This window comes from Leptolyngbya sp. PCC 6406, assembly GCF_000332095.2.
GTDB lineage: Bacteria > Cyanobacteriota > Cyanobacteriia > Phormidesmidales > Phormidesmidaceae > PCC-6406.
In genome coordinates this window covers 4779632-4805882 of record NZ_KI913949.1, presented here as the reverse complement: position 1 = coordinate 4805882, position 26251 = coordinate 4779632, and the positions used below count along the sequence as shown (strand labels likewise).

General features: G+C 55.1%; 21 protein-coding genes. 7 read left to right on the top strand and 14 right to left on the bottom strand.

Features of this window, described 5'->3' with window-relative positions:
* Positions 1-389: 389 nt before the first annotated feature.
* From LEP6406_RS0221485 to psaA, 4 genes are all read right to left on the bottom strand, one after another.
* Entirely contained in the window at positions 390-827 is a 438-nt protein-coding gene (locus LEP6406_RS0221485; protein WP_008309325.1) for a Uma2 family endonuclease, read from the bottom strand.
* Positions 828-903: 76 nt separating this feature from the next.
* Entirely contained in the window at positions 904-2385 is a 1482-nt protein-coding gene (gene glgA, locus LEP6406_RS0221480; RefSeq protein WP_008309323.1) for a glycogen synthase GlgA, read from the bottom strand.
* Positions 2386-2574: 189 nt separating this feature from the next.
* On the bottom strand, positions 2575-4803 hold the full coding sequence (gene psaB, locus LEP6406_RS0221475) for a photosystem I core protein PsaB (protein ID WP_008309321.1): 2229 nt from the start codon (positions 4801-4803) through the stop codon (positions 2575-2577).
* 26 nt (positions 4804-4829) lie between these two features.
* Complete coding sequence (gene psaA, locus LEP6406_RS0221470; RefSeq protein ID WP_008309320.1) at positions 4830-7085, bottom strand: photosystem I core protein PsaA; 2256 nt, start codon at positions 7083-7085, stop codon at positions 4830-4832.
* 347 nt (positions 7086-7432) lie between these two features.
* Here psaA and LEP6406_RS33090 point away from each other — a divergent pair, with 347 nt between their 5' ends.
* The 4 genes from LEP6406_RS33090 (at position 7433) to LEP6406_RS0221450 (ending at position 12404) form a co-directional block, all read left to right on the top strand.
* Positions 7433-7570: a hypothetical protein gene (locus LEP6406_RS33090; protein WP_155834741.1), complete on the top strand. Its 138-nt coding sequence runs from the start codon at positions 7433-7435 to the stop codon at positions 7568-7570.
* 174 nt (positions 7571-7744) lie between these two features.
* A complete protein-coding gene (locus tag LEP6406_RS30620) occupies positions 7745-9418 on the top strand; it encodes a hypothetical protein (RefSeq protein WP_008309318.1) in 1674 nt (557 codons plus the stop codon).
* A gap of 82 nt (positions 9419-9500) precedes the next feature.
* A complete protein-coding gene (locus LEP6406_RS0221455) occupies positions 9501-10478 on the top strand; it encodes a PrsW family intramembrane metalloprotease (protein WP_008309316.1) in 978 nt (325 codons plus the stop codon).
* A gap of 72 nt (positions 10479-10550) precedes the next feature.
* Positions 10551-12404: a purple acid phosphatase family protein gene (locus LEP6406_RS0221450; RefSeq protein WP_008309314.1), complete on the top strand. Its 1854-nt coding sequence runs from the start codon at positions 10551-10553 to the stop codon at positions 12402-12404.
* A 46-nt stretch (positions 12405-12450) separates the two neighbouring features.
* Here LEP6406_RS0221450 and LEP6406_RS0221445 read toward each other — a convergent pair whose 3' ends face one another.
* The 6 genes from LEP6406_RS0221445 to sodX all read right to left on the bottom strand — a co-directional run bounded on the left by LEP6406_RS0221445 (position 12451) and on the right by sodX (position 17139).
* Positions 12451-13449 carry an IS110 family RNA-guided transposase gene (locus LEP6406_RS0221445; RefSeq protein ID WP_027268693.1) on the bottom strand — a complete coding sequence of 333 codons (999 nt, stop codon included), beginning with the start codon at positions 13447-13449 and terminating at the stop codon, positions 12451-12453.
* 461 nt (positions 13450-13910) lie between these two features.
* Positions 13911-14198, bottom strand: a complete 288-nt coding sequence (locus tag LEP6406_RS0221440) for a hypothetical protein (protein WP_008315319.1) — start codon at positions 14196-14198, stop codon at positions 13911-13913.
* 233 nt (positions 14199-14431) lie between these two features.
* Positions 14432-14950 carry a GNAT family N-acetyltransferase gene (locus LEP6406_RS0221435; RefSeq protein WP_008315329.1) on the bottom strand — a complete coding sequence of 173 codons (519 nt, stop codon included), beginning with the start codon at positions 14948-14950 and terminating at the stop codon, positions 14432-14434.
* A gap of 134 nt (positions 14951-15084) precedes the next feature.
* Positions 15085-15690 carry a transposase gene (locus tag LEP6406_RS0221430; RefSeq protein WP_027268735.1) on the bottom strand — a complete coding sequence of 202 codons (606 nt, stop codon included), beginning with the start codon at positions 15688-15690 and terminating at the stop codon, positions 15085-15087.
* A 17-nt stretch (positions 15691-15707) separates the two neighbouring features.
* Positions 15708-16286, bottom strand: a complete 579-nt coding sequence (locus LEP6406_RS0221425) for a helix-turn-helix domain-containing protein (protein ID WP_027268720.1) — start codon at positions 16284-16286, stop codon at positions 15708-15710.
* 430 nt (positions 16287-16716) lie between these two features.
* The gene (gene sodX, locus LEP6406_RS0221420; RefSeq protein WP_008315273.1) at positions 16717-17139 is read right to left on the bottom strand and encodes a nickel-type superoxide dismutase maturation protease; all 423 of its coding nucleotides are present in this window, start codon (positions 17137-17139) and stop codon (positions 16717-16719) included.
* Between the two features lie 161 nt (positions 17140-17300).
* On the opposite strand from sodX, the gene LEP6406_RS0221415 reads away from it, so the two are divergent.
* Complete coding sequence (locus tag LEP6406_RS0221415) at positions 17301-17903, top strand: superoxide dismutase (RefSeq protein WP_008315275.1); 603 nt, start codon at positions 17301-17303, stop codon at positions 17901-17903.
* A 409-nt stretch (positions 17904-18312) separates the two neighbouring features.
* On the opposite strand, the gene sodN is transcribed toward LEP6406_RS0221415, so the two are convergent.
* Positions 18313-18771, bottom strand: a complete 459-nt coding sequence (gene sodN / locus LEP6406_RS0221410; RefSeq protein WP_008315566.1) for a superoxide dismutase, Ni — start codon at positions 18769-18771, stop codon at positions 18313-18315.
* A 275-nt stretch (positions 18772-19046) separates the two neighbouring features.
* Here sodN and LEP6406_RS29185 point away from each other — a divergent pair, with 275 nt between their 5' ends.
* Positions 19047-20081 carry a DNA/RNA non-specific endonuclease gene (locus LEP6406_RS29185; RefSeq protein WP_155834740.1) on the top strand — a complete coding sequence of 345 codons (1035 nt, stop codon included), beginning with the start codon at positions 19047-19049 and terminating at the stop codon, positions 20079-20081.
* A 321-nt stretch (positions 20082-20402) separates the two neighbouring features.
* Positions 20403-21230, top strand: coding sequence for an ABC transporter permease (locus tag LEP6406_RS0221400; RefSeq protein WP_008316960.1), 828 nt, complete (start codon positions 20403-20405; stop codon positions 21228-21230).
* A 23-nt stretch (positions 21231-21253) separates the two neighbouring features.
* Here the strand turns inward: LEP6406_RS0221400 and LEP6406_RS0221395 are convergent, their stop codons facing one another.
* The 3 genes from LEP6406_RS0221395 to LEP6406_RS29180 form a co-directional block, all read right to left on the bottom strand.
* A complete protein-coding gene (locus LEP6406_RS0221395) occupies positions 21254-22531 on the bottom strand; it encodes a glycosyltransferase family protein (protein WP_008316961.1) in 1278 nt (425 codons plus the stop codon).
* 84 nt (positions 22532-22615) lie between these two features.
* A complete protein-coding gene (locus LEP6406_RS0221390; RefSeq protein WP_008316962.1) occupies positions 22616-23317 on the bottom strand; it encodes a DUF305 domain-containing protein in 702 nt (233 codons plus the stop codon).
* Between the two features lie 247 nt (positions 23318-23564).
* Positions 23565-26210: a bifunctional diguanylate cyclase/phosphodiesterase gene (locus tag LEP6406_RS29180; protein WP_008316963.1), complete on the bottom strand. Its 2646-nt coding sequence runs from the start codon at positions 26208-26210 to the stop codon at positions 23565-23567.
* Between the last annotated feature and the right edge of the window lie 41 nt (positions 26211-26251).

The window sequence follows — 26251 nt, the reverse complement described above, 5'->3', positions numbered from 1 at the left end:
CCTCAGACCCTATCGGGCTTACCGTGTTCCCTACCTGTGACCTGCGACTGTGGGGGGTTCCATCTATATGCCGGTGGGAGTTCGGTTCCTGCACGGTCAACTCGTAGACTTTGACCGCCCACCCACTTACCTTTTGGTCAGAGTGTTTCAGCCTCTTTCACTCGGCTACTGTGACGACACTTACGATGATTCACTCGCGTTAACCCTTCACAGTCTTCGTCTTGCACTCTCTCCAGATGGAGGCTGCCAGAGGTCGTGCTTGCGTGCCTTGCATTCCATTGCGTTCATTACTTACTAGCAACGTAGGCAGGGTCATTGACCCCGTTACGGGACGATGGGGAGCAAGAATTCCCCAGAGAGGACGGCCTCTCAGTCAGCAGGTACAGCTTTCACGTCGCACCCACAATCCAGTATTCCTGAACACCCCGTTCAGAATAGAGCTTGAGCTTCAGAGCGCGGTCTCTCCTCTCATTTTCCTCGCCGGGAGACAGCACTTCTACAACCAAGTCCGGAGCCGCAGTCAGATGTCCGGCTTCATCTAGTAACAGGGATAGCCGCTCTTGGCTGACCCAAACCACATCGGGAATCACATTATCAGCATCAGTAAAAATCACACCAGGAGCCTGCACCGCCTCGCCTAGGCCCGTTTCTAAACACCAAGTATCCAGAGCCGTACTCATCCGAGTACTTGCCTTTTGATGCCTCCAGTTTGGGACTCTAGTCACCAAGAGATTCCCATCGATGATTTCATACCGATTGCCGTTGTCTGGAAACAGATCTAAATCTGCCGCTGTCCAGCGTACCTTGTCCGCTGTCCGCTGGCTCATAGGTGACTTCCTGAGGGAATGACTTCAGTCTACTCGCTGTCCCCATGGGCAACAGAGCGGGGATGAGCGCGATCGCCTAATCCCATTTGTGACGGATCAAGTCATAGATCTCAACGTACTCCACCGCCGGATTGCGCCAAGAATAGTCATACTGCATCCCCTGGAGCGCAAGCTGTTGAAACACCTTCGGCTCGTTGTAGTACAGATCCAGCGCACGATTTAGGGCCGACTCCAGGGCATAGTTGTCCGTTTCGTAGAACACAAACCCTGTCCGTTCCTCCGGGGGATGGTTGGGGTCGTAATCCCAATCAAAGACAGTGCTGACCAGGCCACCCACCCCGCGCACGATGGGTACGGTGCCGTACTTCATCGCAATGAGTTGGGTCAGGCCGCAGGGCTCAAAGTTGCTGGGGACCACCATCAGGTCCGCCCCGGCGTAGATCAGGTGGGCCAGCTCCTCGTTGAAGCTGAGTTCCAAGTGGATATCGGGATTGTCGTTGAGGAAGCGCTTTTCGTGCCAGAACCAGTCATTTGTCTGGCGATCGGTTGCAGACCCCAGTAGGACAAATTGCGCGCCCCGGTTGAGAGTGTAGTACATGGCATGGTGAACCAGATGCACCCCTTTCTGGTCATCTAGGCGACCCACATAGGCGACGATGGGCTTATTCGCCATTCGTAGGAGTAGCCGTTCCCGCAGAGCCTTTTGGTTTATCCCCTTGTCTTCAAAGGTGCTGAGGCTGTAGGGGTGGGGAATGTGGGTGTCGGTCTCCGGGTTCCAGATGCCGTAATCGACCCCGTTGAGAATGCCGCAAAACTTCTGCTGGTGTCGATGAATCGTGTCACCTAGACCAAAACTACAGGTGCCATAGTGGGCTTCCCAAGCATGGTGGGGGGAAACCGTGTTGACGTAGTTGGAATAGACAATGCCTCCCTTCATAAAGTTGAGAGAGAAGGGGTTGAAATTGTCTCGCAAGCGGTCGTAGTGGAAGTAATGCTCCTCTCGATTGAGCCCCGTGGCCCAGAGAATTTCCGATCCGCCAAACCCTTGGTGCTTGAAGTTGTGGATGGTGTAGAGCACTCGCTGGTACTCCATGCCGGAATACTGGTACATCTCGTAGAGCATCACGGGAATTAGGCCCGTCTGCCAGTCGTGGCAGTGGATCACATCAGGGCGTTTGTTGCTCTGGAGCAGGAATTCCAGCGCAGCTTTGCTGAAAAAGGCAAAGCGCATAGGGTCGTCATCACAGCCGTAGTAGGTGCCCCGATCGAAGAACATATCACTGGAATGGGGCTCAATGAAGAAGCACAGCCGCCCATGCACCCAGCCGCAATGCACTGTACAGTCAATCGCCCCGCCATACCAAGGCACCGACAGCCCTAGATAGGCTTGGTGCAACCCCCAGATGTGGTCGTAGCGCATGTTGTTGTACTTAGGCAGAATCAGCTCGACACAGTGACCCTGGGATTCCAACTGGCGACTGAGGCCGTACACTACGTCCCCCAATCCCCCCGCTTTAATCACCGGAGCGCACTCCGAGGCAACCTGCACAATGTACATAGGGCATCCTCATTTAATAAAAGTTCATTCTGAATTGATTTTATTCAAACAGGATCCTTGAAGCGAGGCAAGAACCTAGGGACAGATTTATGGGGCTAAGGGGGCCGTGCAAACCGCTCAAACCTAGAAACCCCCCTAGCCCGAAGGCAATAGGAGGGTTTCTAGTTATTTACCTAACCGACAGCCTCGTCAACCAAAGCGGCTTGAGGTCGAAGCTATCAGGAAGGCGGCGTAGGTGAGAATATACCCCACCGTGAAGTGAGCTAGGCCCACCACACGAGCCTGAACGATGGACAGTGCCACTGGCTTATCCTTCCAGCGAACCAGGTTCGCCAGGGGAGTCCGCTCATGAGCCCAAACGATGGTCTCGATCAGTTCCTGCCAGTAGCCCCGCCAGGAGATCAAGAACATGAAGCCCGTAGCCCAGACTAGGTGTCCAAAGAGGAACATCCAGGCCCACACCGACAGGTTGTTCATGCCGTAGGGGTTGTACCCGTTGATCAACTGCGAGGAGTTGAGCCACAGATAATCCCGGAGCCAGCCCATGAGGTAGTTGGAGTTTTCATTGAACTGAGCGACGTTACCAGACCAGATACTCAAGTGTTTCCAGTGCCAGTAGAAGGTCACCCAGCCAATAGTGTTCAACATCCAGAACATGGCCAGATAGAAGGAGTCCCACGCAGAGATGTCGCAGGTGCCGCCACGGCCAGGGCCGTCGCAGGGGAAGCTATAGCCGAAGTCTTTTTTGTCCGGCATGAGCTTGGAGCCGCGAGCATCCAAGGCACCCTTCACCAAGATCAGGGTGGTGGTGTGCAGACCTAGTGCGATCGCATGGTGGACCAGGAAGTCCCCAGGGCCAATGGTCAGGAACAGGGAGTTACTGCCACTGTTGATCGCGTTGAGCCAGCCCTCTAACCACACGTTGCCGTTGTTGGGCCAAGCGGTGGAAGCAATGCTGTCAGGATTAGACAGCAGGGTGTCAAACCCATAGAGCAGCTTGCCGTGCGCCGCCTGAATCCACTGAGCAAACACAGGCTCCACAAGAATTTGCTTTTCGGGGGTACCGAAGGCAACCACAACGTCATTGTGGACGTACAGCCCCAGGGTGTGGAAACCCAGGAATAGAGAAACCCAGCTCAGGTGAGAGATGATCGCTTCCTTGTGCTGAAGAACGCGGTCGAGGACGTTGTTCTTATTAGCAGCCGGATCGTAATCGCGGACCAGGAAGATTGCCCCGTGGGCAAAGGCCCCTACCATGATGAATCCAGCAATGTACTGGTGGTGGGTGTACAGCGCCGCCTGAGTCGTGAAGTCCTTCGCGATGAAAGCGTAGGAGGGCAGCGAGTACATGTGCTGCGCCACCAGAGAGGTCACAACCCCTAGACAAGCGAGGTGCCAAGCCAACTGGAAATGGAGGGAATTGTTGTAGGTGTCGTAGATACCCTTATGCCCCTCCCCAATCATGCCGCCAAAGGGAGTGCCCTTCGGAGGATTGTGGGCATTCATGATCTCCTTCATGCTGTGGCCAATACCGAAGTTAGTCCGGTACATGTGACCCGCAATGATGAAGAGCACCGCGATCGCGAGGTGGTGGTGAGCAATGTCCGTCAGCCACATTGCTTCCGTTTGAGGATGGAAGCCACCCAAGAAGGTCAAGATAGCCGTGCCCGCACCCTGGCTGGTGCCAAAGAGATGGTCAGCGGTATCCGGATTCTGGGCATAGACTCCCCATTTCCCTGTGAAGAAAGGCAGGAGCCCATCAGGGTGAGGCGGTGTGGACAGGAAGTTATCCCAACCCACATGCTGACCCCGAGCTTCAGGAATTGCAACGTGGACCAAGTGACCGGTCCAAGCCAGGGAGCTGACCCCAAACAGACCTGCCAGGTGATGGTTCAACCGAGATTCGGCATTTTTGAACCAAGACAGGCTGGGTCGAAACTTGGGCTGAAGGTGAAGCCACCCTGCGAACAGGAAGACCGCAGACATCAGCAGTAAGAATACAGCTCCGCTGTACAGGTCGGCGTTGGTGCGCATACCGATGGTGTACCACCAGTGATACACACCGGAATAAGCAATGTTGACCGGACTAGATGCGCCCGCCTGGGTGAAGGCTTCCACCGCAGGTTGGCCAAAATGGGGGTCCCAAATCGCGTGGGCGATGGGACGGATGTTCAGGGGATCCTTGATCCACTGTTCGAAGTTGCCTTGCCAAGCAACGTGGAAGAGGTTGCCCGAGGTCCACAGGAAGATGATTGCTAGATGACCGAAGTGGGAGGCGAAGATCTTTTGGTAAAGATTCTCCTCCGTCATGCCATCGTGGCTTTCAAAGTCGTGGGCCGTGGCAATCCCGTACCAGATCCGACGAGTTGTCGGATCCTGGGCCAGTGCTTGGCTAAATTTCGGGAATTTAGTCGCCATAGCGTGTTAATGAGTCCTCCGCGCTCTTATCCAACGGCAATAATTCGCGCCAGGAAGAATGACCAAGTGGTCACAATTCCCCCCAGGAGGTAGTGAGCTACCCCAACAGCCCGACCTTGAGTGATGCTCAGGGCACGAGGCTGAATTGCCGGGGCTAGCTTCAGCTTGCTATGAGCCCAAACGATGGACTCAATCAACTCCTGCCAGTAGCCGCGACCGCTAAACAGGAACATCAGGCTAAATGCCCAGACAAAGTGAGCACCCAGGAACAGCAAGCCATAGGCAGACAAAGCTGAACCGTAGGAACCAATGACCTGAGAGGCTTGCGCCCACAGGAAGTCACGCAACCAACCATTGATGGTGATGGCGCTGTTGGCAAAATTGCCAGCGGTGATATGAGATACCGCACCACTGTCGGAAACCGTTCCCCAAACATCAGATTGCATCTTCCAACTGAAGTGGAAGATCACGATGGATAGAGAGTTGTACATCCAGAACAGTCCTAGGAAGACGTGGTCCCAACCAGATACCTGACAGGTACCGCCACGGCCAGGGCCGTCGCAGGGGAACCGGAATCCCAACTCGCCTTTATCGGGTACAAGGCGAGAACTGCGGGCATACAGGACACCCTTCAGTAGAATCAACACGGTCACATGGATGGTGAACGCATGGATATGGTGGACCATGAAGTCCGCCGTACCCAAGGTGATAGGCATCATCGCGACCTTACCGGCCACCGCCACTACGTCACCGCCAAAGGCAGGGCTCACGCTCGCTAGGGCATGGGGAGCTGTTGCACCCGCTGCCCCTGCATGAATACCTTGGATCCATTGGGCAAAGATCGGCTGTAGCTGAATTGCGGAGTCCGAGAACATGTCTTGGGGACGCCCCAAGGCCCGCATGGTGTCGTTATGGATGTATAGCCCAAAGCTGTGGAAGCCGAGGAAGATACAGACCCAGTTCAGGTGGGAAATGATGGCGTCACGAGAGCGCAGCACCCGATCCAACAGGTTGTTTACATGGGTGGCTGGATCGTAATCCCGCACCATGAAAATTGCTGCGTGGGCACCCGCACCCACAATCAAGAAGCCGCCAATCCACATGTGGTGGGTAAAGAGCGACAACTGAGTGGGGTAATCCGTCGCAATGTACGGATAGGGGGGCATGGAGTACATGTGCTGGGCAACAAGAATGGACAGAGAGCCCATCCAAGCGAGGTTCCACGACAGTTGGCAATGCCAGGAGTTCGTAAAGATCTCGTACATGCCCTTGTGACCTTCCCCGGTAAAGGGACCCTTATGGGCTTCCAGCACCTCTTTAAAGCTGTGGCCAATGCCCCAGTTCGTGCGATAGAAGTGCCCTGCGACGATGAACAGAACCGCTAGGGCTAGGTGATGGTGGGCCGTATCTGACAACCAAAGACCACCAGTTACAGGGTTCAATCCCCCTTTGAAGGTGAGGAAGTCAGCGTAGGCCGCCCAATTCAGGGTAAAGAAGGGGGTCAAGCCCTGGGCAAAGCTGGGGTACAGCTCCGCCATCAAGCTCTTATCTAGGATGAACTCATGGGGCAGGGGGATATCCTGCGGTGCCACGCCTGCATCCAGCAGCTTATTGATAGGCAGGGAGACATGGATCTGGTGACCTGCCCAGCCCAAGCAACCCAGCCCAAGCAAGCCTGCTAGGTGGTGGTTCATCATGGATTCCACATTCTGGAACCACTCAAGCTTGGGAGCTTTTTTGTGGTAGTGGAACCAGCCAGCAAACAGCATGAGGCCAGCCATCACAAGGCCACCGATGGCGGTGCAGTAGAGCTGGTAGCTGTTGGTAATGCCGGAGGCCCGCCACAGTTGGAAGAAACCGGACGTAATCTGAATCCCTTGGAATCCGCCACCCACGTCAGCGTTCAGGATCTCTTGGCCAAAGATGGGCCAGACAACCTGAGCACTGGGCTTGATGCCCGTGGGGTTAGTCATCCAAGCTTCGTAGTTAGAAAAACGAGCGCCATGGAAATACATGCCGCTCAACCAGATGAAGATAATGGCCAGGTGGCCAAAATGTGCACTAAAGATCTTGCGCGAAATATCTTCTAAGTCACTGGTATGACTATCGAAATCGTGAGCGTCAGCGTGGAGGTTCCAGATCCACGTTGTGGTCTTGGGGCCTCTAGCTAGGGTCCGGTCAAAATGACCTGGCTTGGCCCACTTCTCGAATGAAGTAGGAACCGGATCCGTATCAACCACAACCTTAACCTTCGCCTCCCGCTCGCGCGGGGTAGTTGTCATGGAGACTCTCCTCTCTCTAGACAAACGAGCAAACACAAATATAAAGCCTTGTGCCAGTCCTTTGATGGAATGCCCCAAGTCAACAGGACCACGGGGTATCAAGCACTCAGCCGACAGTTGCTGTTGAGCATTATAGTCTCCGGTCTTCATCGATCTGAACGGAGGTTAACAATATTTCAAACCCGGGAAATCATTGCCCAGACTGGATTTCAGGGGTGGAGACAGCATTAAAAATGAACCTGCAACCCACTCTATTAACAATTCTCAATCTCTAAAGGGGATCTTTTAGTGGCAAATCCGAAGGAATTACGACTTTCTGTAACGCTCTGTCAACAAACATTGCCAGGATGAACATTGCTTGGGATCGAATTGCCATCTATCCAATGGATCTTAATGGGTCCTATGGATTGGCTATGGTTCCAGTTATTGCGGGTATTGATTTTTTCTATGCTTTGGCTTTAGGGCTGGGGGTGATGCCTCAATAGTGGATCCTGATCTTTGAATGCTTGATCTTTGGATTCCTGATTTGTGAATCCAGATCTTTGAATCTAGATTTCTGCCCTGTGCTTTTGTCCTTGACTCTTGAGGCGTCAGGGTTGGCGTAAGGTGATTAGTAAAGAGGGAATTAGGGCAGTAGGGATATCAGTATGGAGAAGGGTATGGGTGTCATTACGGGGTGGAAACGGGCAGGAGTGTTAGCGGTACGGGGAGCGATGGCCCTGAGGGGCCGGTCTTTGGTCGCACTTCTGGCGACCCTAGTTCTGGCCCTGGGGCTGTGGGGCTGTGGGGCTGATCGTGCCATGACGCCCCAAGTGCTCCTGAGTCCGGACGATGCGCCCACTGCTACCAATGTCCTGGTTGGCCCCCTCACGGAGGTTTCTCCCCCTGAGGCGATTCAGACTCTGAAGCCCTTTCTGGATGTGTATGAGCCCCAGGTGCGGATCTTGACTCCCCAGGATCAGGAGGTATTAACCCAGACCCAGGCAACGGTGCGGGTGCGAGTCCGGGATTTACCTATATATAAGGATGCAAATTTGGGTTTGGGGCCTCATGTCCATCTGTTTCTGGACGATCAGCCTGCTCAGGCTGTCTATGATCTGGATACTCCCCTCGTTTTTGATGACCTGGTACCGGGCACCCACACCCTCAGGGCTGTTGCGGTCCGTCCCTGGGACGAAAGCTTTAAAAATGAGGGGGCTTTTGATCAGGTGAGTTTTGATGTGTTTACTAGTACTCCTGCCCATCGGGTCGATGGCAGTGCGCCCCTGCTGACCTACAACAATCCCCAGGGGCATTATGGGGCGGAGCCGATTTTATTGGACTTTCATCTGACGAATGCGCCGTTGCATTTGGTGGTGGAGGGGGATGACGCGATCGCGGATTGGCGCATTCGCTGTACGGTGAACGGAAACAGCTTTATCTTTGACCGTTGGCAGCCTATCTATCTCCAGGGCTTCAGGCCAGGGAAAAACTGGGTCAAGCTGGAGCTAATTGATGAAACGGGGCAAGGCATTGACAATGTGTTCAATACGGCGGTGCGGGTGATTGACTATGAACCCGGTGGGGAAGATGGGCTATCCCAGTTGATTCGAGGGGAGATTCCCCTTGCTCAAGCCCGAGTCTTGGTGGATCCCAACTACACACCTCCCGTGTCTGAACCTGAAGAGAATGCGACACCGGAAGATCAGAGTGGCGACAATCTAGAGGAGAAGGAGCCGCAGGATCTGGAGACGGCGGATAGCGATCTGAAAACTCCTGAGGATCCTGGGAATCCAATCCCAAAAGCTCCCGAGGTTCCTGTGGAGGCAACGTCAGACTTGTGGCCCACAAAGGGGGATAGTTCTGAGGTGACGGGATCTGAGGCGACGGGATTGGATGCTGTGATGCTACCCGAGGTGACGGCACCGCCGGATGCGATGACCAAAGGTCGGTCGGAAACCATCGCGCCTCCTATGGAACAAACGCCAGTACGTCCAGATCCGGCACGGAGGGGCACATCCAAGGCAAGCCTTACTCCTGAAGCTATCTCTCCTACCTTGTCTCCTGATCCAGCCGATTTTCCTAAAGTTCTGCAACCTATTGATCCACTTGATCTAGAAAAGACAGTGGATCTAGAAAAGACAGTGGACCTAGAGAGCACAGCGGAGGATGAAAGCAGGCCAAATCTACTGCAAGATCTACTTACCCCCACTGACCAACCTTCACCGGATAAAGCTTCTCTGGGAACGTCCCCTGTACCACCCTCTGAGTCCAAGGGGGTGGAAGGTAGTCCCAAAGACAATTCTCTACCGCTGGATGTTGATCTGGAGACCGAAGCCGCGCCGGAAATTTAGAAGATTTACAGGGGATATCCAGTATGGAGGTGATTTGTAGCACCATTGGGATTGGACATAATTCCCTTGCTCCCTGTCCCCTATGAAACTACTGATTACCGCGATCGCGCTGGCGGTGCCCACCGCTTTCTACATTGGGTTTATCCGCAGCATTGACCGCTACGAGAAGGAACCACCGGCCTATCTTGCCTACGCCTTTATCTGGGGAGCCATCCCCGCGATTGTGGCGGCTCTGATTTTACAGATAGTGTTCTCCATTCCTGTGATGCTGCTACTAGGAGAGGCCACCCTAGAGAGCGAGTTCGTCCAAGCTGCCTTTGGGGCTCCCATTACCGAAGAATTGCTCAAGGGTATGGCTGTGGCCATTATCTACCTGACCCAGCGCAAGGAGTTTGACGGTTGGGTCGATGGCATTGTTTACGGAGCCATGGCGGGGTTCGGGTTCGCCTATGTAGAAAACATTTTCTACCTGATGGGCACCTCCACCTGGGAGGAGTGGGGGGTGCTGTTTTTACTGAGAACTATTGTGTTTGGCGGGCTGCATGGCTTCTGGACCGCCCTCACGGGGATCGGCTTTGGGCTCGCTCGCTATCGCCACAATCCCTTTATCAAAGTGATGCTGATGACTGGGGGGCTGCTGTTGGCCATGGCGGGCCATTTTATTCACAATGCCGCCGTTACCCTGGTGGAACTCACAGAGGGTACGTCCTTTTTACTTGCGCTGCTGAACTACGGAGCCCTCCTCCTCGTCATGGGGGGGCTGTGGTTAGTGGCTTTCTGGGTGGATCGGGCACGTCTGCGCCAGTATCTTCAGGATGAGGTGCCGATGGTGTTGTCTAGCAAGATCTATGAGGCTATTTGCGATCGCCGTCGCTGGCAGATGCTGAAGCGTCTTGGCTTACCGAAAAAGCAGCAGCGGGATCTCCTGCAACTTTCGGCGGAACTGGCCCAGAAAAAGCTCCAACTCCAGAAAATGGGGGATGAGGGCGGTAATCAGCGGGAAATCGATCGCCTGCGACAGGCGATTCAGGCGGTTCATCCTCCCTTGGGCAGTGGCTAAATAAACGTAGGCGGACTACCCATGGGTTTGGGGTGATTTGGTTCTGGGTGATCTTACGAGTAGAGGGAAGCGATGAATAAGCGGGAAGATGTAACCCTCCTGATTTTTGGTATTGTCCTGACGTTGGCGGCTTTACTGGTGATTTTTCTGGAGCCGCGCTTTTCTCCCCGCGCCCCCATGGAATTGCCAATGCCCAGTGGTCTATTGAGTGATCCCTTTTTGCAATCCCCCACGAGTAATAGTGTGCGGGTGGTGTGGTTTACCGAGTTTCCAGGGCTGGATCATCGGGTTATCTATGGTACCCGTCCAGATCAAACCCTGGGGCAGGGGGAAATGGGCCAAGTGGCTGCTACGACTCGCCAACTGACTCGCCTGCGGGAAGACCAAGCCTCTCACTTGTCTGGAGATCGGGTTTATAAAGAGCCGACTTTTCGCCCGGTTTGGCGACACGAGGCGGAGGTGACGGGTCTGATACCGGGACAGCGGGTGCCCTACCAGGTGATCAGTCGCCGGGAGGATGGAAGTGCGATCGCAAGTGATCTCTTCACCCTGGCAGCTAACCCACCCCCCGATCAACCCCTCAAAATTTTGCTCACCTCCGACCATCAACTCATGCCTATGACCGCCGCCAACCTACAAAAGGTGGGGGAAACCATCGGCTTGGTGGATGGGATATTTCTTGCCGGGGATCTAGTCAACATTCCCGATCGCGCCTCGGAATGGTTTGACGACAGCCGGGGTGGAGCCTTTTTCCCCGCCTTGCAGGGGCGGGCAGACTATGCCCTGGACCGGGGCGGCACGACCCGATACCAGGGAGCAGCCTTGATCCAGCACGCTCCCCTTTTCGCCGCCATTGGCAACCATGAGGTGATGGGTCGCCGCTCCCCTACCGCTGCCCTTAATGACCAGTTCAACGATCCGATCCCCCGTACCGCCGCCCTCAATCTCTACAACACCTACGCCGATGTCTTTAATCCCACTGGGGATCCGGCCCTGCGGCGCAAGTGGATTATTGACCAGTCCTACAACACCGACACCTACGAGCAGATCTTTTCCTTACCCCAGAGTCAGGTGCCCAATCCAGACGGTCCTGAGCAGACTTCTCGCTACTACGCCACCACCTTTGGTGATGTGCGGCTAATTTCCCTCTTTGTTACGAATATCTGGCGGAGTCCGGGGGTGGAGCCCTCAGTGCGGGGGCGCTACCGAGAACGGCAGCAGGATCTAGCCCACCCCGGCGCTTGGGGTCACGGGCAACATATCTTTGAGCCTATCCAACCGGGTAGTCTGCAATATCAGTGGCTAGAGCAGGAGCTTGCCAGCCCTGAATTTCGGCAGGCTAAATATAAGGTGGTTATGTTTCACCATCCGCCCCATAGCCTGGGGGATAATGTGGTGCCTGCTTTCACGGACCCAGTGCCCATTTACGATCGCGCCGAAGATGGGGCTCTCCAGGCCATCCGCTACGAGTATCCGATTCAAAACGATTACCTGATTCGGGATCTGATCCCCCTACTAGAGCAGGCTGGGGTGGATTTGGTTCTCTACGGCCATTCCCACATTTGGAATCGGTTTGTCAGTCCCAGCGGCCTAAATTTTCTGGAGACCTCCAACGTGGGCAATACCTACGGAGCCTTTCTCCATCAGTCCCGGCCCATTCCCCCGGCTGCACCCACTGAAGAGCTAGATAAATTCCAGGCCGATTACTACGCTGCCCAAGGTGATCCCAACGGCCTCAGTCCGATTTTGCCGACCCTAGCTCCCCTAACCGATGAGGCGGATAATCCTCTGCCCTACTTGGCCAGCAATGACATCACCGCCTTCAGCATTTTCGACACCGGAGCGGGAACCATCAGCAGCTATTACTTTGATACCCGCGATCCTGACTCGACAGTGGTTAAGTTTGACGAGTTTGCCCTGAACTAGGAGCTGTCAAACCTAATTTTGTAGATACTGTGTTAGCGCCTTAGGGTCAAGACTGCTGAGGCGCTAGCTTTTTGGGGTCAAATTCCTGTCCAGAGGACAAGACCGCATAGATCACACGAATGAGCTTGTGCATCACCGCCCCCACCACCGCCATCTTGTGCTTGCCATTGTCCAAGAGCCGTTGGCGAAAAGCTCTGACCTCAGGGCAATGACGCATCAGACTCAGCGCTGGGAAAAAAAGAGCTTCGCGCAGATGGGCATTGCCAATTTTGCACAACCGCGCCTTGCCATTGATAGAAGAGCCAGACTGATGCTCCTGGGGAGTCAACCCAGCAAAAGCCGCCAGTTGAGCGGCAGAGCCAAAGACCTTAATCGAGCCAATTTCCGCCAGGATAATGCTAGCGCTATGTTCAGCAATGCCAGTAATGGAGGTCAACAAGCGGCAGGGCTCCGCCAACGATTCCTCCCCTTGAATATGCTGCTGGCAGCGCTCCTTGAGAGCCTTAGCCTGTTTTTCGAGAAACTCGATATGGGCCTCAATATCCGTTCTCAGTTCCGAGTCACGACAGAGCTCAAGGCGATTTTTCTCTTGGGTGAGCATCTGCTCCAGCGCCTTCAGACGGCGGGTGAGGCTCTGGAGCTGGGCGATCGCCGCTGGCGTGGGATGCCACAGACTGGGCTGGATATCTCGACAAAAGCGGGCAATCAGGGCGGCATCAGCGGCATCGTTCTTGGTGCGGCTGAGTTGACTTTTGGCATACCCCTTGATGCGGGCTGGGTTGACGATACTGACCTGGTGGCCCTGCTCATGGAGATAGGTAGCTAAGTCATGGCCATAGATGTTGGTCGCCTCCAGACAGGCATGAATTGCCCCGAGAGCATTCCCTTGGAGCCAATGGCTCAACTGCTCAAAGCCGCTGGGGGTGTTGTCAAACTTGGCGTGTTTAGAGGATTTGCCATTACGCTTACCACCACTCAGTAAAGCTACGTCAAAGGTGGCTTTGCTGATATCAATACCGAGGAAGATGATGGGGGCTGTACTCATTGGACTGGCTCCAGAGAATAGAGGTTGGCAGGGGCTCAACAATCGCACTATCCTTGCTAAATTCGAGGTGCCCAGTCGGGCCGCTCATGATACTGTCCAGGCTGATTGGCGATGCCCTTGGGGGAGGGGGGAGGCTCAATGAATCTACGAAACAAGCTTGAAGGCTTGGGGTTGGGTTCGGAGTTCTCCCCTGACGGTCTGCTTCCAAAATAACTCTCGATGGCAGGCCGCTTACATACAAGGTTGGGTGTAGCCCTAGCGGAACCCAACATGGCCCACCGCTGTTGGGTGACCCTTCGTTTCAACCAACCTACACAGACTCACAAAGGTAAAGTTGACAGACCACTAGACTCCTGATGGCAAGACGGTTATGGCCCATAGCTCGATTCAATAAAGCGGGCGTGGTCATGACTGCCTGGTAAGGGTTTCGCCGTTGATTGTCCACACGCCCTAAACCTGGACTAAAGTCGTCGTCCCCGCATTATCCGACTCAAGAGCCCCAGAATGGCGGACAGTACCGCAGAGCCGATGATGGCCCACAGAATCGGAAATGAACTGCCGCCAATCTGGAGGGGCAAGATTTCTGGCAATTGCAGACTCCGGGCGATCGCTAAACCAATGTAGGCTCCCATGATGCCCACCAAAATCGAGATCACACAACCTCCCGCTGTGTAACCTGCTAAAGACTGACCCAGGCCGCCACAGATGGCGGCAATGACCAGCAACACTAAAAGTTCAATTAACCCCACAGAGCCTCCTTTCTCACTGGTGCCGTGATTACGAATGGTTTTGCACCAGGCGTTTTTGTACCAGGTCCAGTATGAATCCCGCCTGTTTTTATCTCCTCTGTCCAGGGTTTTAACTTCAGATCTACCTGAGGACAGAATTAGGGGATTTCTGCCCTTAGGGACGTGCCATTAAATAACATTTCACTTTCACATCCTGCATTGGGCGAGGAAACCGCGCCCCTACCCCATCACCCCTAAGCCCTAATATCGGTCACCTGCCCAAGGGTCGCTAGTGTCGTTAGCGCTGAGCCCGTCACTCGGCACAGTTGCCACTCGGTTTTAATGTCAGCCCCCATGCGGTTGTAAAATGCGATCGCAGTTTCATTCCAGTCCAGCACTTGCCATTCCAGGCGACCACAGCCCCGTGTCACCGCCACCTGTCCCAGGTAACCCAGCAACGCCTTGCCGATGCCATGGCCCCGATAGTCAGGCAAGACAAACAGATCCTCCAGGTACAGCCCTGGACGCATTAGGAAGGTGGAAAAATTATGGAAAAACAGGGCAAACCCGACGGGGGTGCTTCCCAAGCGAGCCACCACAGCTTCGGCATAGGGGCGATCGCCAAAAAGATGCTGGTGTAAATCCGCTGCGGTACCCGTCACCTCATGGGTGAGCTGTTCGTAGGCGGCAAGAGCCTGCACCAGTTCAAAGAGAATCGGCACATCCGCTGGCGTAGCGGGGGCGATGGATAGGGGAGCAGAGGCACCAGTCATCGGCTGATATGACACCTGATGGTTTAGCGGAATAACGTTAACGGCAATCAATTATTTCTTGACCGCAATTTTCTAGAAGTACCACAGGGGCGGTCTACATTGCTAGTACTGCTTGGCGGAAGTGGCCAAGGCATTTATGCGACCAAGGGCTTACCCGTGTAGTTCCACTTGAAGGGCTTAGCCATGGTGCGATTGAAGTAATCGACAAACGCTAAAATCTTCGCCTTGAGTTGGGCTTGACTGGTAAAACTCGAACGTCGGAGTAGCTTACGTACCAGGATGGAGAACCAAAGCTCAATTTGATTGAGCCAGGAGCAATGCTTGGGGGTGAAGTGAACGACCAGTCGATGGCTGGGGTCGCTCAAGAACGCCGCTCGGGTCGCCATAGACAGGAGAATGCCCGTCTTCCCTTTCTGGCCCAGATGAATCGGTTTTTCCTCGCGTTCCGCCACCAGTCGGACGAGAGATTCCGATTGATGAGTGTTGAGGCAATCCATGACCAGATGAATCTTGGAGGCATCTGGAACTTGGGCCAGTAAGGCTCTGAGGTGACTCTCGAGGTCTTGCTCGGTGCGGGTGTCTCCCACGGTGGCCTGATCCACCTGTCCGGTAGCGACATTGAATGAGGCAATCAGGGTTTGAGTGCCATGGCGAATATACTCAAACTCAATGCGGGTACAGCGTCCCGGCTTCATGGCGATGTCAGGCATCGTCCGTTCCAGAGCCTGGATTCCCGTCATCTCATCCAGGCTGAAGGTCAGCTCGCCGTGTTCGGCACGAGTGGCAGCCTGTTCGTAGACCTGGCAAATGTCTTTGACTTTGTCCTCGAAGTTAGGGTCGGGGGGGGGGAGAGCCAGTAACGGCTCTGGTGGGGTTTGAGGTCAGCCTCGGCCAACAGTCGGCCCACATGACGGGGACTGATACTCTCGACAATTCCCTGCTTGCTCAGTTCATCGGCCAGTTCTCCAGGGGTCCAATGACTGATGGGGCGGCCATACTGCTCGGGCGGTGCACAAGCTAGGGCATAGAGTTGCGTGATTTGTTCGAGGCTAAAGGTAGCCGGAGCCCCGGGACGAGGGACATCCTGTAGGCGCTCTTCCACAGCGACCTGTTGTTGACTCAACTCCAGCCAACGCCCCCGCCAGCGGCGACTCATCTCTTTGCTGACCCCCAAGTCTCGGGCGATTTCGCCATGGCCTTTGCCCTCATCAGCTGTGAGGATAATCTTGGCGCGCAAAGCGAGCTGCTGTGACGTCCGCTGACGTCGAATCAATTGCTCTAAGTCGCTCCGCTCCGTTTCGCTCAAAGTGAGCCTGGCGGCAGTCAGTCTAGCCATTGTAGAAAAGTCCTCTTTACCCTACCTCTCAATGGTAAGGTCATTTCAGCCACCCAGTACTAGTACCGCAGGGCGTAAATCAGTCCACTATTGTCACGTCAGCCCAACCTTTTCCGGTCCCCTCTCCCACGGGGAGAGGGCTAGGGCTTCGGCGTGAGCTCAGCCGAACGGTGAGGGGCCGAGGTGTACTAGGATGGAACGGTCAGAGTATTTCCGCTGCCCAGTACTAGTACTGGCTGGCAGAAGTCCTGTGCCCATTTCCCCTAGGTGTGGCATTGCTGCGGTGCATTGCTTCGCGTGGGCGAAGCCACGCCTTAGCGTTACGCACCCTACGAAACTTCTTTCCTGGTTCCCAGGCTCTGCCTGGGAATCCTCACCGAGGCTCTGCCTCGTCGTTAGAAAACGGCAAGGATATTTCCGCCGCCCAGTACTAGGGAAATCGGCACACCACTTGGCCCAAGATGTCTTGGGGAGGTACGAGGCCAAACTGGCGGCTGTCCGTGCTGGCGGCCCCATTGTCCCCTTCGAGATGACAGCGTCCGTCCGATGCCACAATCCTGACTCGCTTAATCAGGGGAAAGCAATCGGGCCGCTGGGGATGGCGGGCCACTACAATTTCACCGGGTCGAGGATGGCGATGGCCCCTTTGGGCCGGTCTCTGACCATCGCGATAGGCATGGGGATTCATCAGCACCTCTTCCCCCGGCTGTAACAGAGGCACCATAGATTCCCCCGTCACCCGCCACCGCCGCCGCCGTCGGCCTAGCCACAACAACACATCCCACCAGGTGGCGGAGCGGAGCGTTCCTTGCTGCCCTTCTATCCGGTTTTTCTCTCCTTCAATTAGACCCAACCGATACCCCCTGGGTGGATAGGCGGCTTCCGTACAACTGCGGTATCGTGCCTAGGAGGGCGCTGGTCTCTAAATTCCAGCCCCCATGCAGAAGACATCGGTCGCATACATTAATTGTATCCCTGCCCTAATTCGCTCAATGAGAGGAGATTGCTACCGTTATGGCATACGAGCTACCCGCGTTGCCCTACGACTACACCGCTTTGGAACCCTTCATTTCCAAAAGCACATTGGAGTTTCACCACGACAAGCACCACGCAGCCTACGTCACCAAATTCAACGATGCTGTCAAGGGCACTGATCTTGACCACCAGCCCATTGAAGCCGTCATCAAGGCTATTGCTGGAGATTCGGCCAAGAGTGGCATCTTTAACAATGCCGCCCAAGCTTGGAACCATACCTTCTACTGGAACAGCATCAAACCTGGTGGCGGGGGGCAGCCCACCGGCGACCTAGGAAAAAAAATTGATGCCGATTTTGGTAGCTTCGATGCCTTTGCCGACGCCTTTAAACAGGCCGGAGCAACTCAATTTGGTAGTGGCTGGGCTTGGCTAGTCCTAGAGGGGAGAACCCTTAAGGTCACCAAAACCTTGAATGCCGACAATCCTCTAACGAGTGGACAAGTCCCGCTACTGACGATGGATGTTTGGGAACATGCCTATTATCTGGACTATCAAAACAAGCGTCCTGACTACATCAGCGCATTCTTGGGTAGCCTGGTGAACTGGGACTTTGCGGCGCAAAACCTAGCGACAGCCCAGTAGTGAGTCAATCAATCATTGGCAGATATAGCGGTTCCCTAATGGATGAGGTACAGCTCAACTTGATGGCAATTCGGGGAACAAGGGGCTTAAGCCCCTTGCCTGTACTTAACCCGAGTGAGAAACGCCATAGCTGAAATTCTGGAAGCGTAGTTGGATTGAATCTTGAGGGTCGTCCACCCGTCAATCAATAAAATTCAGATTTTTTAGGATAATGGCCCCGTACTTTAGGTTGCAACATTGCCTAAAGTACGGGGCCATTACTTTGGCTCACAGTGCGTTGATCCAAAACAGGACTGATTAGGGTTGATATCAAGTCCGTTTAATTAGCCACACAAGTCTATTGGGTGGGTAGAACGGCTGTTCGCCCTGTTCAAAATTGTGGGCAATTAGCCGAACACGATATGACACCCTAGCTAGCGGTGTACCAGGTGACATCGCGGCCCTTGCTAGTCCAGAAGATGCCGTGGATTTTCTCCACCGCTGCCATTAATTCCTGAGCGTGTTGCAGGCTTACTTCTACCTTGCAGGCAGAGCAGAGTTTCGCTGCTTTCCAGAAGGTGTCGTGGAGATCGGGAAACTGCTCTAGGTGGGCGGGCTTGAAGTAGTCGGTCCAGAGGATGAGTAGCTCGTCCTTGGCGAGTTGGGCCTGTTCTTCCTTAATCGCGACAAAGCGAGAAAAGGTATTCTGAGCCGCGACAGAACCGTCGTTATTCAGGTCCAGGAGTTTTTTGGTCATAGACAGGACCGCTTCCGCCGCCACCCGTGCTGAGGAAGAATCATAGACGCCACAGGGGCCGTCGCAGTGGGCATGGACCGCAGGGGCGGGGAACCGTGATTTGAATTGGGAAAGGACTTGATTGAGCATCATGCTTAAAGGGGTGATCTTTGTTTCAAAGGACAAAAGGATTGTGAGAACCGCTCAGAATCAGGTCTGAACGACGGCAACCCGGTTGCCTAACCCATGCCTATGGGGGGCAGGGGTATCGCTCCAAACAGCATAGCGAATAAGGTTGGCAGTCTATATCCCCCCAGCTACTTATTTTGAAAAAGAGGGAACCTGCAACCTGAATGAAGGCATGGGATGATTTTTGAGATGGAATCCTTATGAGTGCGCAGTCACGCTCCTTATATATGCCCGTATCTATGCCCGTAAAGTATCTGTGGCGTTGTTTGATTGTTCTGACCCTACTGGGCGGTAGTTGGGGCCTGGGCGGGTGTGCAGAGTTGCTGGCACCACTTCAGAAAACGGTGTTTGAAGGGGCTGACGGTGGAATCCTGTTGCCGCCCTGTGTGGATGATGATTGCAACTGTGGCGATTTTCGGGATCAAGCCCTAGCCCAACAGGTGCTGGATGCCATGGATGGGGATCCCTTTGTTCTTGATCGGGATGGCAATGGCGTCGCCTGTGAGTCTCTGCCCCCGGTATCGTCGGGGTTGGATCCAGCCGTTCCGCCTTCGGACAATCTACATCTGGTGCTAGGCAATCCCAGCAATGCCGGGACTAGCAATCCAAATAATTACCTCCTGGAGCGGGAGGGCTATGCCCTGGCCTACAATCGAGATCGCGGTATTGCCAACTGGGTGAGCTGGCAATTAAGTGCTGACTGGTTGGGGCGGGTGGAGCGCCAAGACAACTTTCGCCAAGACGGTGGCTTACCGGCAGGGTTTTACCAGGTCACCCCCAACGACTATCGCAATAGTGGCTATGATCGCGGCCACATCGCCCCCTCGGGCGATCGCACCGTCAGTATTCCTATCAACTCCGCCACCTTTTTGATGACTAATATCCTGCCCCAAGCCCCCGAGAACAATCGCGGCGTCTGGCGGGAACTGGAGGAATTTGGTCGAGACCTGGTTTACCAAGAAGATCGGGAACTGTACATCATTGCAGGCAGCTATGGCGAGAAAGGCAAGCTGGCGGCAGGACGGGTGACGATTCCCTCGCGGTTGTGGAAAGTGATTGTGGTGCTCGATCGGCCCGGTCAGGGCGTGGCGGGGGTGAGCGCGACAAGCCAAATCATTGCCATTGATCTGCCCAATCGCGATGGGCTCAGTCCCAACTGGCGCGACTACCAAACCTCCATCGATCGGATTGAACTGGCTACGGGGTACGATCTGCTTTCCGAGGTGCCACCCGATATCCAGGCTGTGCTCGCAGCCCAACGCAGCAACTGGTAAAGCTGCTTGAGTTCGACTTAAGCTTTGCTGCCCATCCGCCAGGGAATAAATTGCCCTGGCTCATCGCAGAAGTCCGTTAAAACGGACTCGCCCCCCTATTCTCAGCCCAGCTCCCAGTCCATTTTTAAGGGCCCTTAAAAATGGACTAGAGCCTGTTAGCCGGGAATTTTGAATTCCCGGCGGGGTGACAGCGCTGATGCCGAATTGACGTTAAAGCTATATTTTCTCGATCAAGGGATTAGGGCAAGTCACCAAAGACCATCCCTTGGGGGGTAAAGTTAAGGAAGACCCTGTAAATAAACATTACATATCCCAATCGTTGTGGATGCCGACCTACCGCGTAATCAGCCCCGTACTGCTGCCCCCTGGCCCGTCAACCGACTCATCGGCGATAGCCTGACGGTATTTTGGGGGGATTGGCTAGACCTGAGAGTCCGAATTCCCCAGGTTGCCGCCTCCGGGCTCATCTCTCCCCTCATCTATATTTTGGCCTTTGGCCTAGGACTAGGTAGTTCCCTCGATCGCATCAGCCAGCCCACCGCTGGAGCCAGTTACCTAGAATTCATCTTGCCGGGAATGGTAGCACTGTCCTCCATGGTGATTAGCTTTGGGGGCACCACCTTTTCCATTTGCGGCGATCGCCTCTTTACTAAAACCTTTGAGGAAATGCTCCTCTATCCCGTCCATCCCCTGGCGTTACACCTGGGTAAAATGCTGGCGGGGATTGTTCGGGGTCTGATGACTTCGGCTTCGGTGATTTTGGTGGCGGTGCTGTTTACGGGACATGTGTGGAGCTTTGTGAATCCCCTCTTTCTCCTGCTCATCGTGTTGAACTGTGCGGTCTTTGCCGGGTTGGGGGTGATTGTGGGCCTGAATGTGAAGTCCCTGGAAAGTGTGGGGCTCTTCAACAATTTCTTGATTGTGCCCATGTCTTTCTTGGGGGCCACGTTTTTTGACCCCGCGACGCTGCCCATGGCGCTGAAGGTGATTGTCTATCTGCTGCCTTTGACCTACACGACGACGGGGCTTCGCGCCGCCGCCTATCTGCCCCTGTCGGAATTTCCCTGGTACAGTCTGCCGATCCTACTTGCGATCGCAATTATCCTGTCCTTCATCGGAGCCTACCAGTTCTCCCACCAGAAAGACTGAGGTTACTTCTGAAAACCATTGCTCTAATCCATCGCCAACACCAGCCGCGCTAACTTCTCCGCTGCCCCCGACTCCCCCCGCACTTGGCGTAGGTCTTGGCGGACAGCGGCCAGGGTTTCAGGTTGGTCTAGATACTGGAGAACGCGATCGCCCACCTGCTCTGCCGTCAAGCGGCCAAACAGTTCCGGCACCACCTCTCGCCCTGCCCAGATATTGGGCCAAGCAAACAGCTTGCCACTGCGGCGGATATAGGCAAAGAAGGCCAGGTTGACCAGCCGATTCACGGGCTTACCCACCAGGGGCAAATTCACCAGCAGTCCCAAGATGCCATCCCAGGCGTTCATAGCGTCGAGCTGCTGGGTGGGCAGCAGTACGATCATGGGCACCCCTAGGGAACCCAGTTCAGCGGTATTGGCCCCCACTGTGGTCAGGCACAGGGCACAGTGACTGGTGACCCCATGGGCTGGAAAGGATTGCCACAAGAAGACCTGCATTCCCTGGTCTGTTTTCAGATAGGGCAATTGATCGGGGGTTTCCGGCTGCACCAGGGTAACCTGCGGCCCGTCGAACAGCGGCACCATCGGGTTTTGCTGGGGATCGGCATAGGTGACCAGGGACTCAAGCTGCACCGTGGGGGCAACGGGAATCACAAAGCGGATGTTGGGGTTGCGATCGCAAACGTATGCCGCCGCCGCCAGCAATAGGGGCACCCCCTGGGTCAGCTTGGCCCGCTTGGAACCGGGCAGCAGGCCAATCAAGACCGTTTCCGGCCCCAAACCCAACTGCTGGGCCGCCGTTTCCCGGTCCTCTAGATCCGCCTGCCCATCCCCCATGAGATCCCCCACTACCTGAAATTTGTTGCGGTAGGCGGGGGATACCTTCTCCACCAGGGTTTCATTCATAGTGCCAAAGGCATCGATCCAGCGATGCCAGTTGGCAAACCATTCGGCATAGACCACGGTGCGGTAGCCCAGTCGTCGCCCCACCAGAACGGGATAAATCTGGTCGCCGCCGAGGAAAAGAACCACACCGCGATCGCGCCAATCCCATTCCTCTACGGTTTTCCCCCGCAGCAAGAAGCTCCAGAAATGGGCGGATCCCTGGACCCGATCCACCTCCGGGTACTGGCGAACAATCTCGGCCTCCCGCCCCGTCGCGTTAGGGCAGGGGGAGAGCACCACGGAAATCCGTAGGTCTGCCCGATCAGGACAGTAGGCTCGCAGCGATCGCACCACCGGCTTGACCCAGGTGGTCACTTCACCGGGACCATTGGAAAGGATCACCACATCCATCGCTGACATTACACCCCCTGCACAGAGACTTGGTTCTAGCCTAGGGCATGGTGACCGTCTCGACGAGGTCCAACCAGGCTCAACGAGGTCGATTTACTCGCCATACCAAGCCCGCCGCCAAGCCAGCATCTGCACAATTTCCCCTTCCTGAGCCGCGATAATTTCGGTGGCCAGGGTTTGCATTTCAGCGCGATCGCTCTTTTGCTGCAAATCCTCCGCCATGACGACTGCCCCCTCATGGTGAGGAATCATGGCATTGATAAAGCGCAGATCAAATCCCTCATCCCCCGGCCCAAGGTCCATGGCCATGGTCATCGCCGCCGCCATCTCCGCCGACATCGGCATGTCGTGATTCATCTCTGCGTGGTACATTACCGGGTCCGCCGGGGCATCGGGATACCACGCCTGCCGCCACGTCTGCATCTGGGCAATTTCCTGCTCCTGGGCCGCAATGATGTCCGTAGCGAGTTGGCGAATTTCCTCCCGCTGGCTATTGGCCAAGGCCGCCTCCGCCATGACGACTGCCCCCTCATGGTGAATGATCATGGCGTCAATGAATCGCAGGTCATAGGTGGCATCCGCCGGACCCAAATCCATGTCGTGCATATCATGGTTCATGCCCTGCATCATGCCGTGGTCACCCTCTTGCATCATGCCGTGGTCACCCGACATGGGCTCTCCGCCTCTCTGGCCAGTGCAGCTCGCCAGCCCTAAACCTAGGGGCAAGAGCCCCAGCAGCGTGGCCTGTGTTACCAATCGCAGCGGGTGCTTCAGACTTTGCTTCAGACCATTCATATCGCGATCTCCCAATTACGTGTGACGTGAGCCCAAGGCGCTATGCCCCGTCTCTATGCTTCAGCCTAGACTCTCTAGTGAGCTGGAGGGTCTAGGGGGCTAGGCAATACCATTAGGCACGATGCTATCGTCCGTGGCTTCGCTATTAGTCGCCGCCACACCAGATGGCTGCAAATTGATCTCAAAGGTTCCAATACCTCCAATACCTACAGCGATCGGTTCATACCTGGAATCAGCAACGCTGCCCTTAGGCGGCTTGGCGGATTTTCAGGAAAATGTGATCCTTCACCATGCGGGTGGATTGGGCTAGCCACGCCATCCATTCCTCCCCCACCATAGGCTTTCCCAGGAGGTAGCCTTGGCCATAGTCACAGCCGATAGACCATAAAAACTGAAGTTGGGCTGAGGTTTCTACCCCCTCCGCCAATACCGAGAGCCCCAACCCCTTGCCCAGCGCCACAATGGTTTTTGCGATCGCGGCATCACTAGAATTATCCACCGCATCTTGCACAAAGGACTTGTCAATCTTGAGGGTTTGCACTGGTAAATGCTTGATGGTATTCAAAGATGAATAGCCCATGCCAAAGTCATCTAGGGCAATCTGGACCCCCCAGTGCTGCAACTGTTTCAAGGTACGGAGGGTCAGATCCACATCCTGCATAGCCGCAGTTTCCGTAATTTCCAATTCCAGATATTCCGGCGGCACATTGTACCGCCGCAGGGCCTGCTGAACCGTGAACATCAGCTCTGGATCCCGCAATTGCAGCGCCGAGAGATTAACGGCAATGCGAATCGGGGGCAGACCCGCCTGACGCCAACGGGCATGTTGCTCGCAGGCTTTACGCAAGGCCCATGTCCCCAACTGACGAATGAGGCCAGTTTCCTCCGCTAGGGGGATAAAGCGATCTGGGGGAATCAGTCCCAGTTGCTCATGGTGCCAACGGGCTAAAGCCTCGACCCCGACCACCTCCCCCGTATCGAGGCGCACTTGGGGCTGGTACCAGAGGTCTAGCTCATTCGCATCCAGTGCCTTACGGAGGTCACTCTCCAGTACCAGGGTATTCAGCGTCCCCTCCTGCTGACCCTCTCGATAGAGATGGAAGGTATTCTTACCCTCCTCCTTGGCCTGATTCAGCGCCATATCCGCATGTTTCAGTAGCACTTCCGCCGTCTCGCCATCGTAGGGAAACAGGGCTAGCCCCAGACTGGCGGTCACCACCAGTTCTTGCTTCCCCAGGCAAATGGGGGTCGCTAGGGATGCCAAAAGTCGCTCCGCTAAGGTTGTCACTTCATTGACATGGCCCAGTTGGTCGAAAATCAGTGTGAATTCATCCCCACCCCAGCGGGCCACTGTATCGCAAGGGCGTAGGCATTGCCGGAGGCGATCCGCCACCACCGTCAGCAATTCATCCCCAGCATCGTGGCCCAGGGTGTCATTGATAGCTTTGAACCGATCCAGGTCCAAAAATCCCACCGCCATGAGGTTAGAACCTTCGCCAATCTGCACTAAGTTGAGGCTGAGCTGCTCGGTAAACAGCAGCCGATTGGCCAGTTTCGTTAAGGAATCGTGGTAAGCCTGGTATTTCAGCTTGGCGGTGAGTTGCTGTTGCAGGGTAGCCATATATACATGGACGGAGATGGCCTGCATGAGCCGCAATGCTTCACTGGTCCAGGGGGGAGTCTGATCCTTTCGCAATTCTCGCCAGGTTTCAAAGGAAATCCGAGGGCGCTGATTGCGCTCATCGCGATCGCGGTGTCCGGCCCAGAGAATTTCCTCGTCATAGCCATTGCGAAATACCACTAGATAGCCCAGATACTCCCCCTGAAACCGCAGCCCCGTCGCCAATACGGTACGAATCTGCGATGGCCCCTTTGAGCCAGTCTCTGACCATCGCGAAAAAGCTGCTGCCAAGGAAGGTTCCTGGGCCAACTCTTGCAGGGTATGAATTTGTGGCGAGGAAATCTGCTGCCAGAGCGGTTGCTCATCCCGATGGACCATCCCATAGGGCGCAGCCTTGGTCAAGGTATCCGGTGGTATCTGGGGCGGCGGTTTGTTCTGCGGGTAGCCGTCCGATCCATTCTCCATCAACGTCTGCCATGCAGGTAATGTCGGCAGGTAAGACTGGGGCTGATCGCCAATGGTAAAGAAGGCGTCCTTCTGCATTACGGGGTCGGCGGCTAAATACAACTGGCCCCCACTGCCCGATAACGCCATGACGGTGGTTTCCAGCACCCGTTGGCGAATATCCTCCAAACTTAGGGGACAGTGCAGAAGCTGACTGACCCGGTTGACTACCGCCTCTTGGCGGGCCTGAAATCGTGCTTGGCTGAGCAGATGGGATTGTGCGATCGCAATCTCAAGCTGATCCGACAGTAGCCTTAGTGTTGTGAGTTCTTGGCGACTAAACCGCCGCGATCGGCTATTGTGAATCGCCAATAATCCCCACAACCTGCCCTGATTCAAAATCGGCATCACTAAAGACGACACCACCCCCATTGCCCGCAGATATTGGACATGGCAAGCATCCACAGGACTATACCGCTGGCCCACCCCATATCCCACATCCTGGTGAGGAGCCGCATCCACGCTTTTATGCTGAGTCTGGATATCTACAATCACCCGCTGCCGCTGGGCCACAAAGCGTTGTCGGGATGCTTCGGGAATATCCCCCACCGGAAAATGAAGGTGTAATAGGGAAGGCAGATGATGCAAATCTACGGATTCCGCAATGACAGCCCCACTGCCATCCGGTTCAAAGCGGTAGATCTTAACGCGGTCTACCGAGAGAAAGGCGCGAACCTCCTGCACTGTCGTTGCCAGGATGTCTTTCAGATCTAGGGATTGGCGAATTCGGTGGGTAATTTGATACAGCAGGTGATCATGATAAGACACGGATTTAAAACCTCAGGCCGAAAAATGAGGCGATTTCGCCT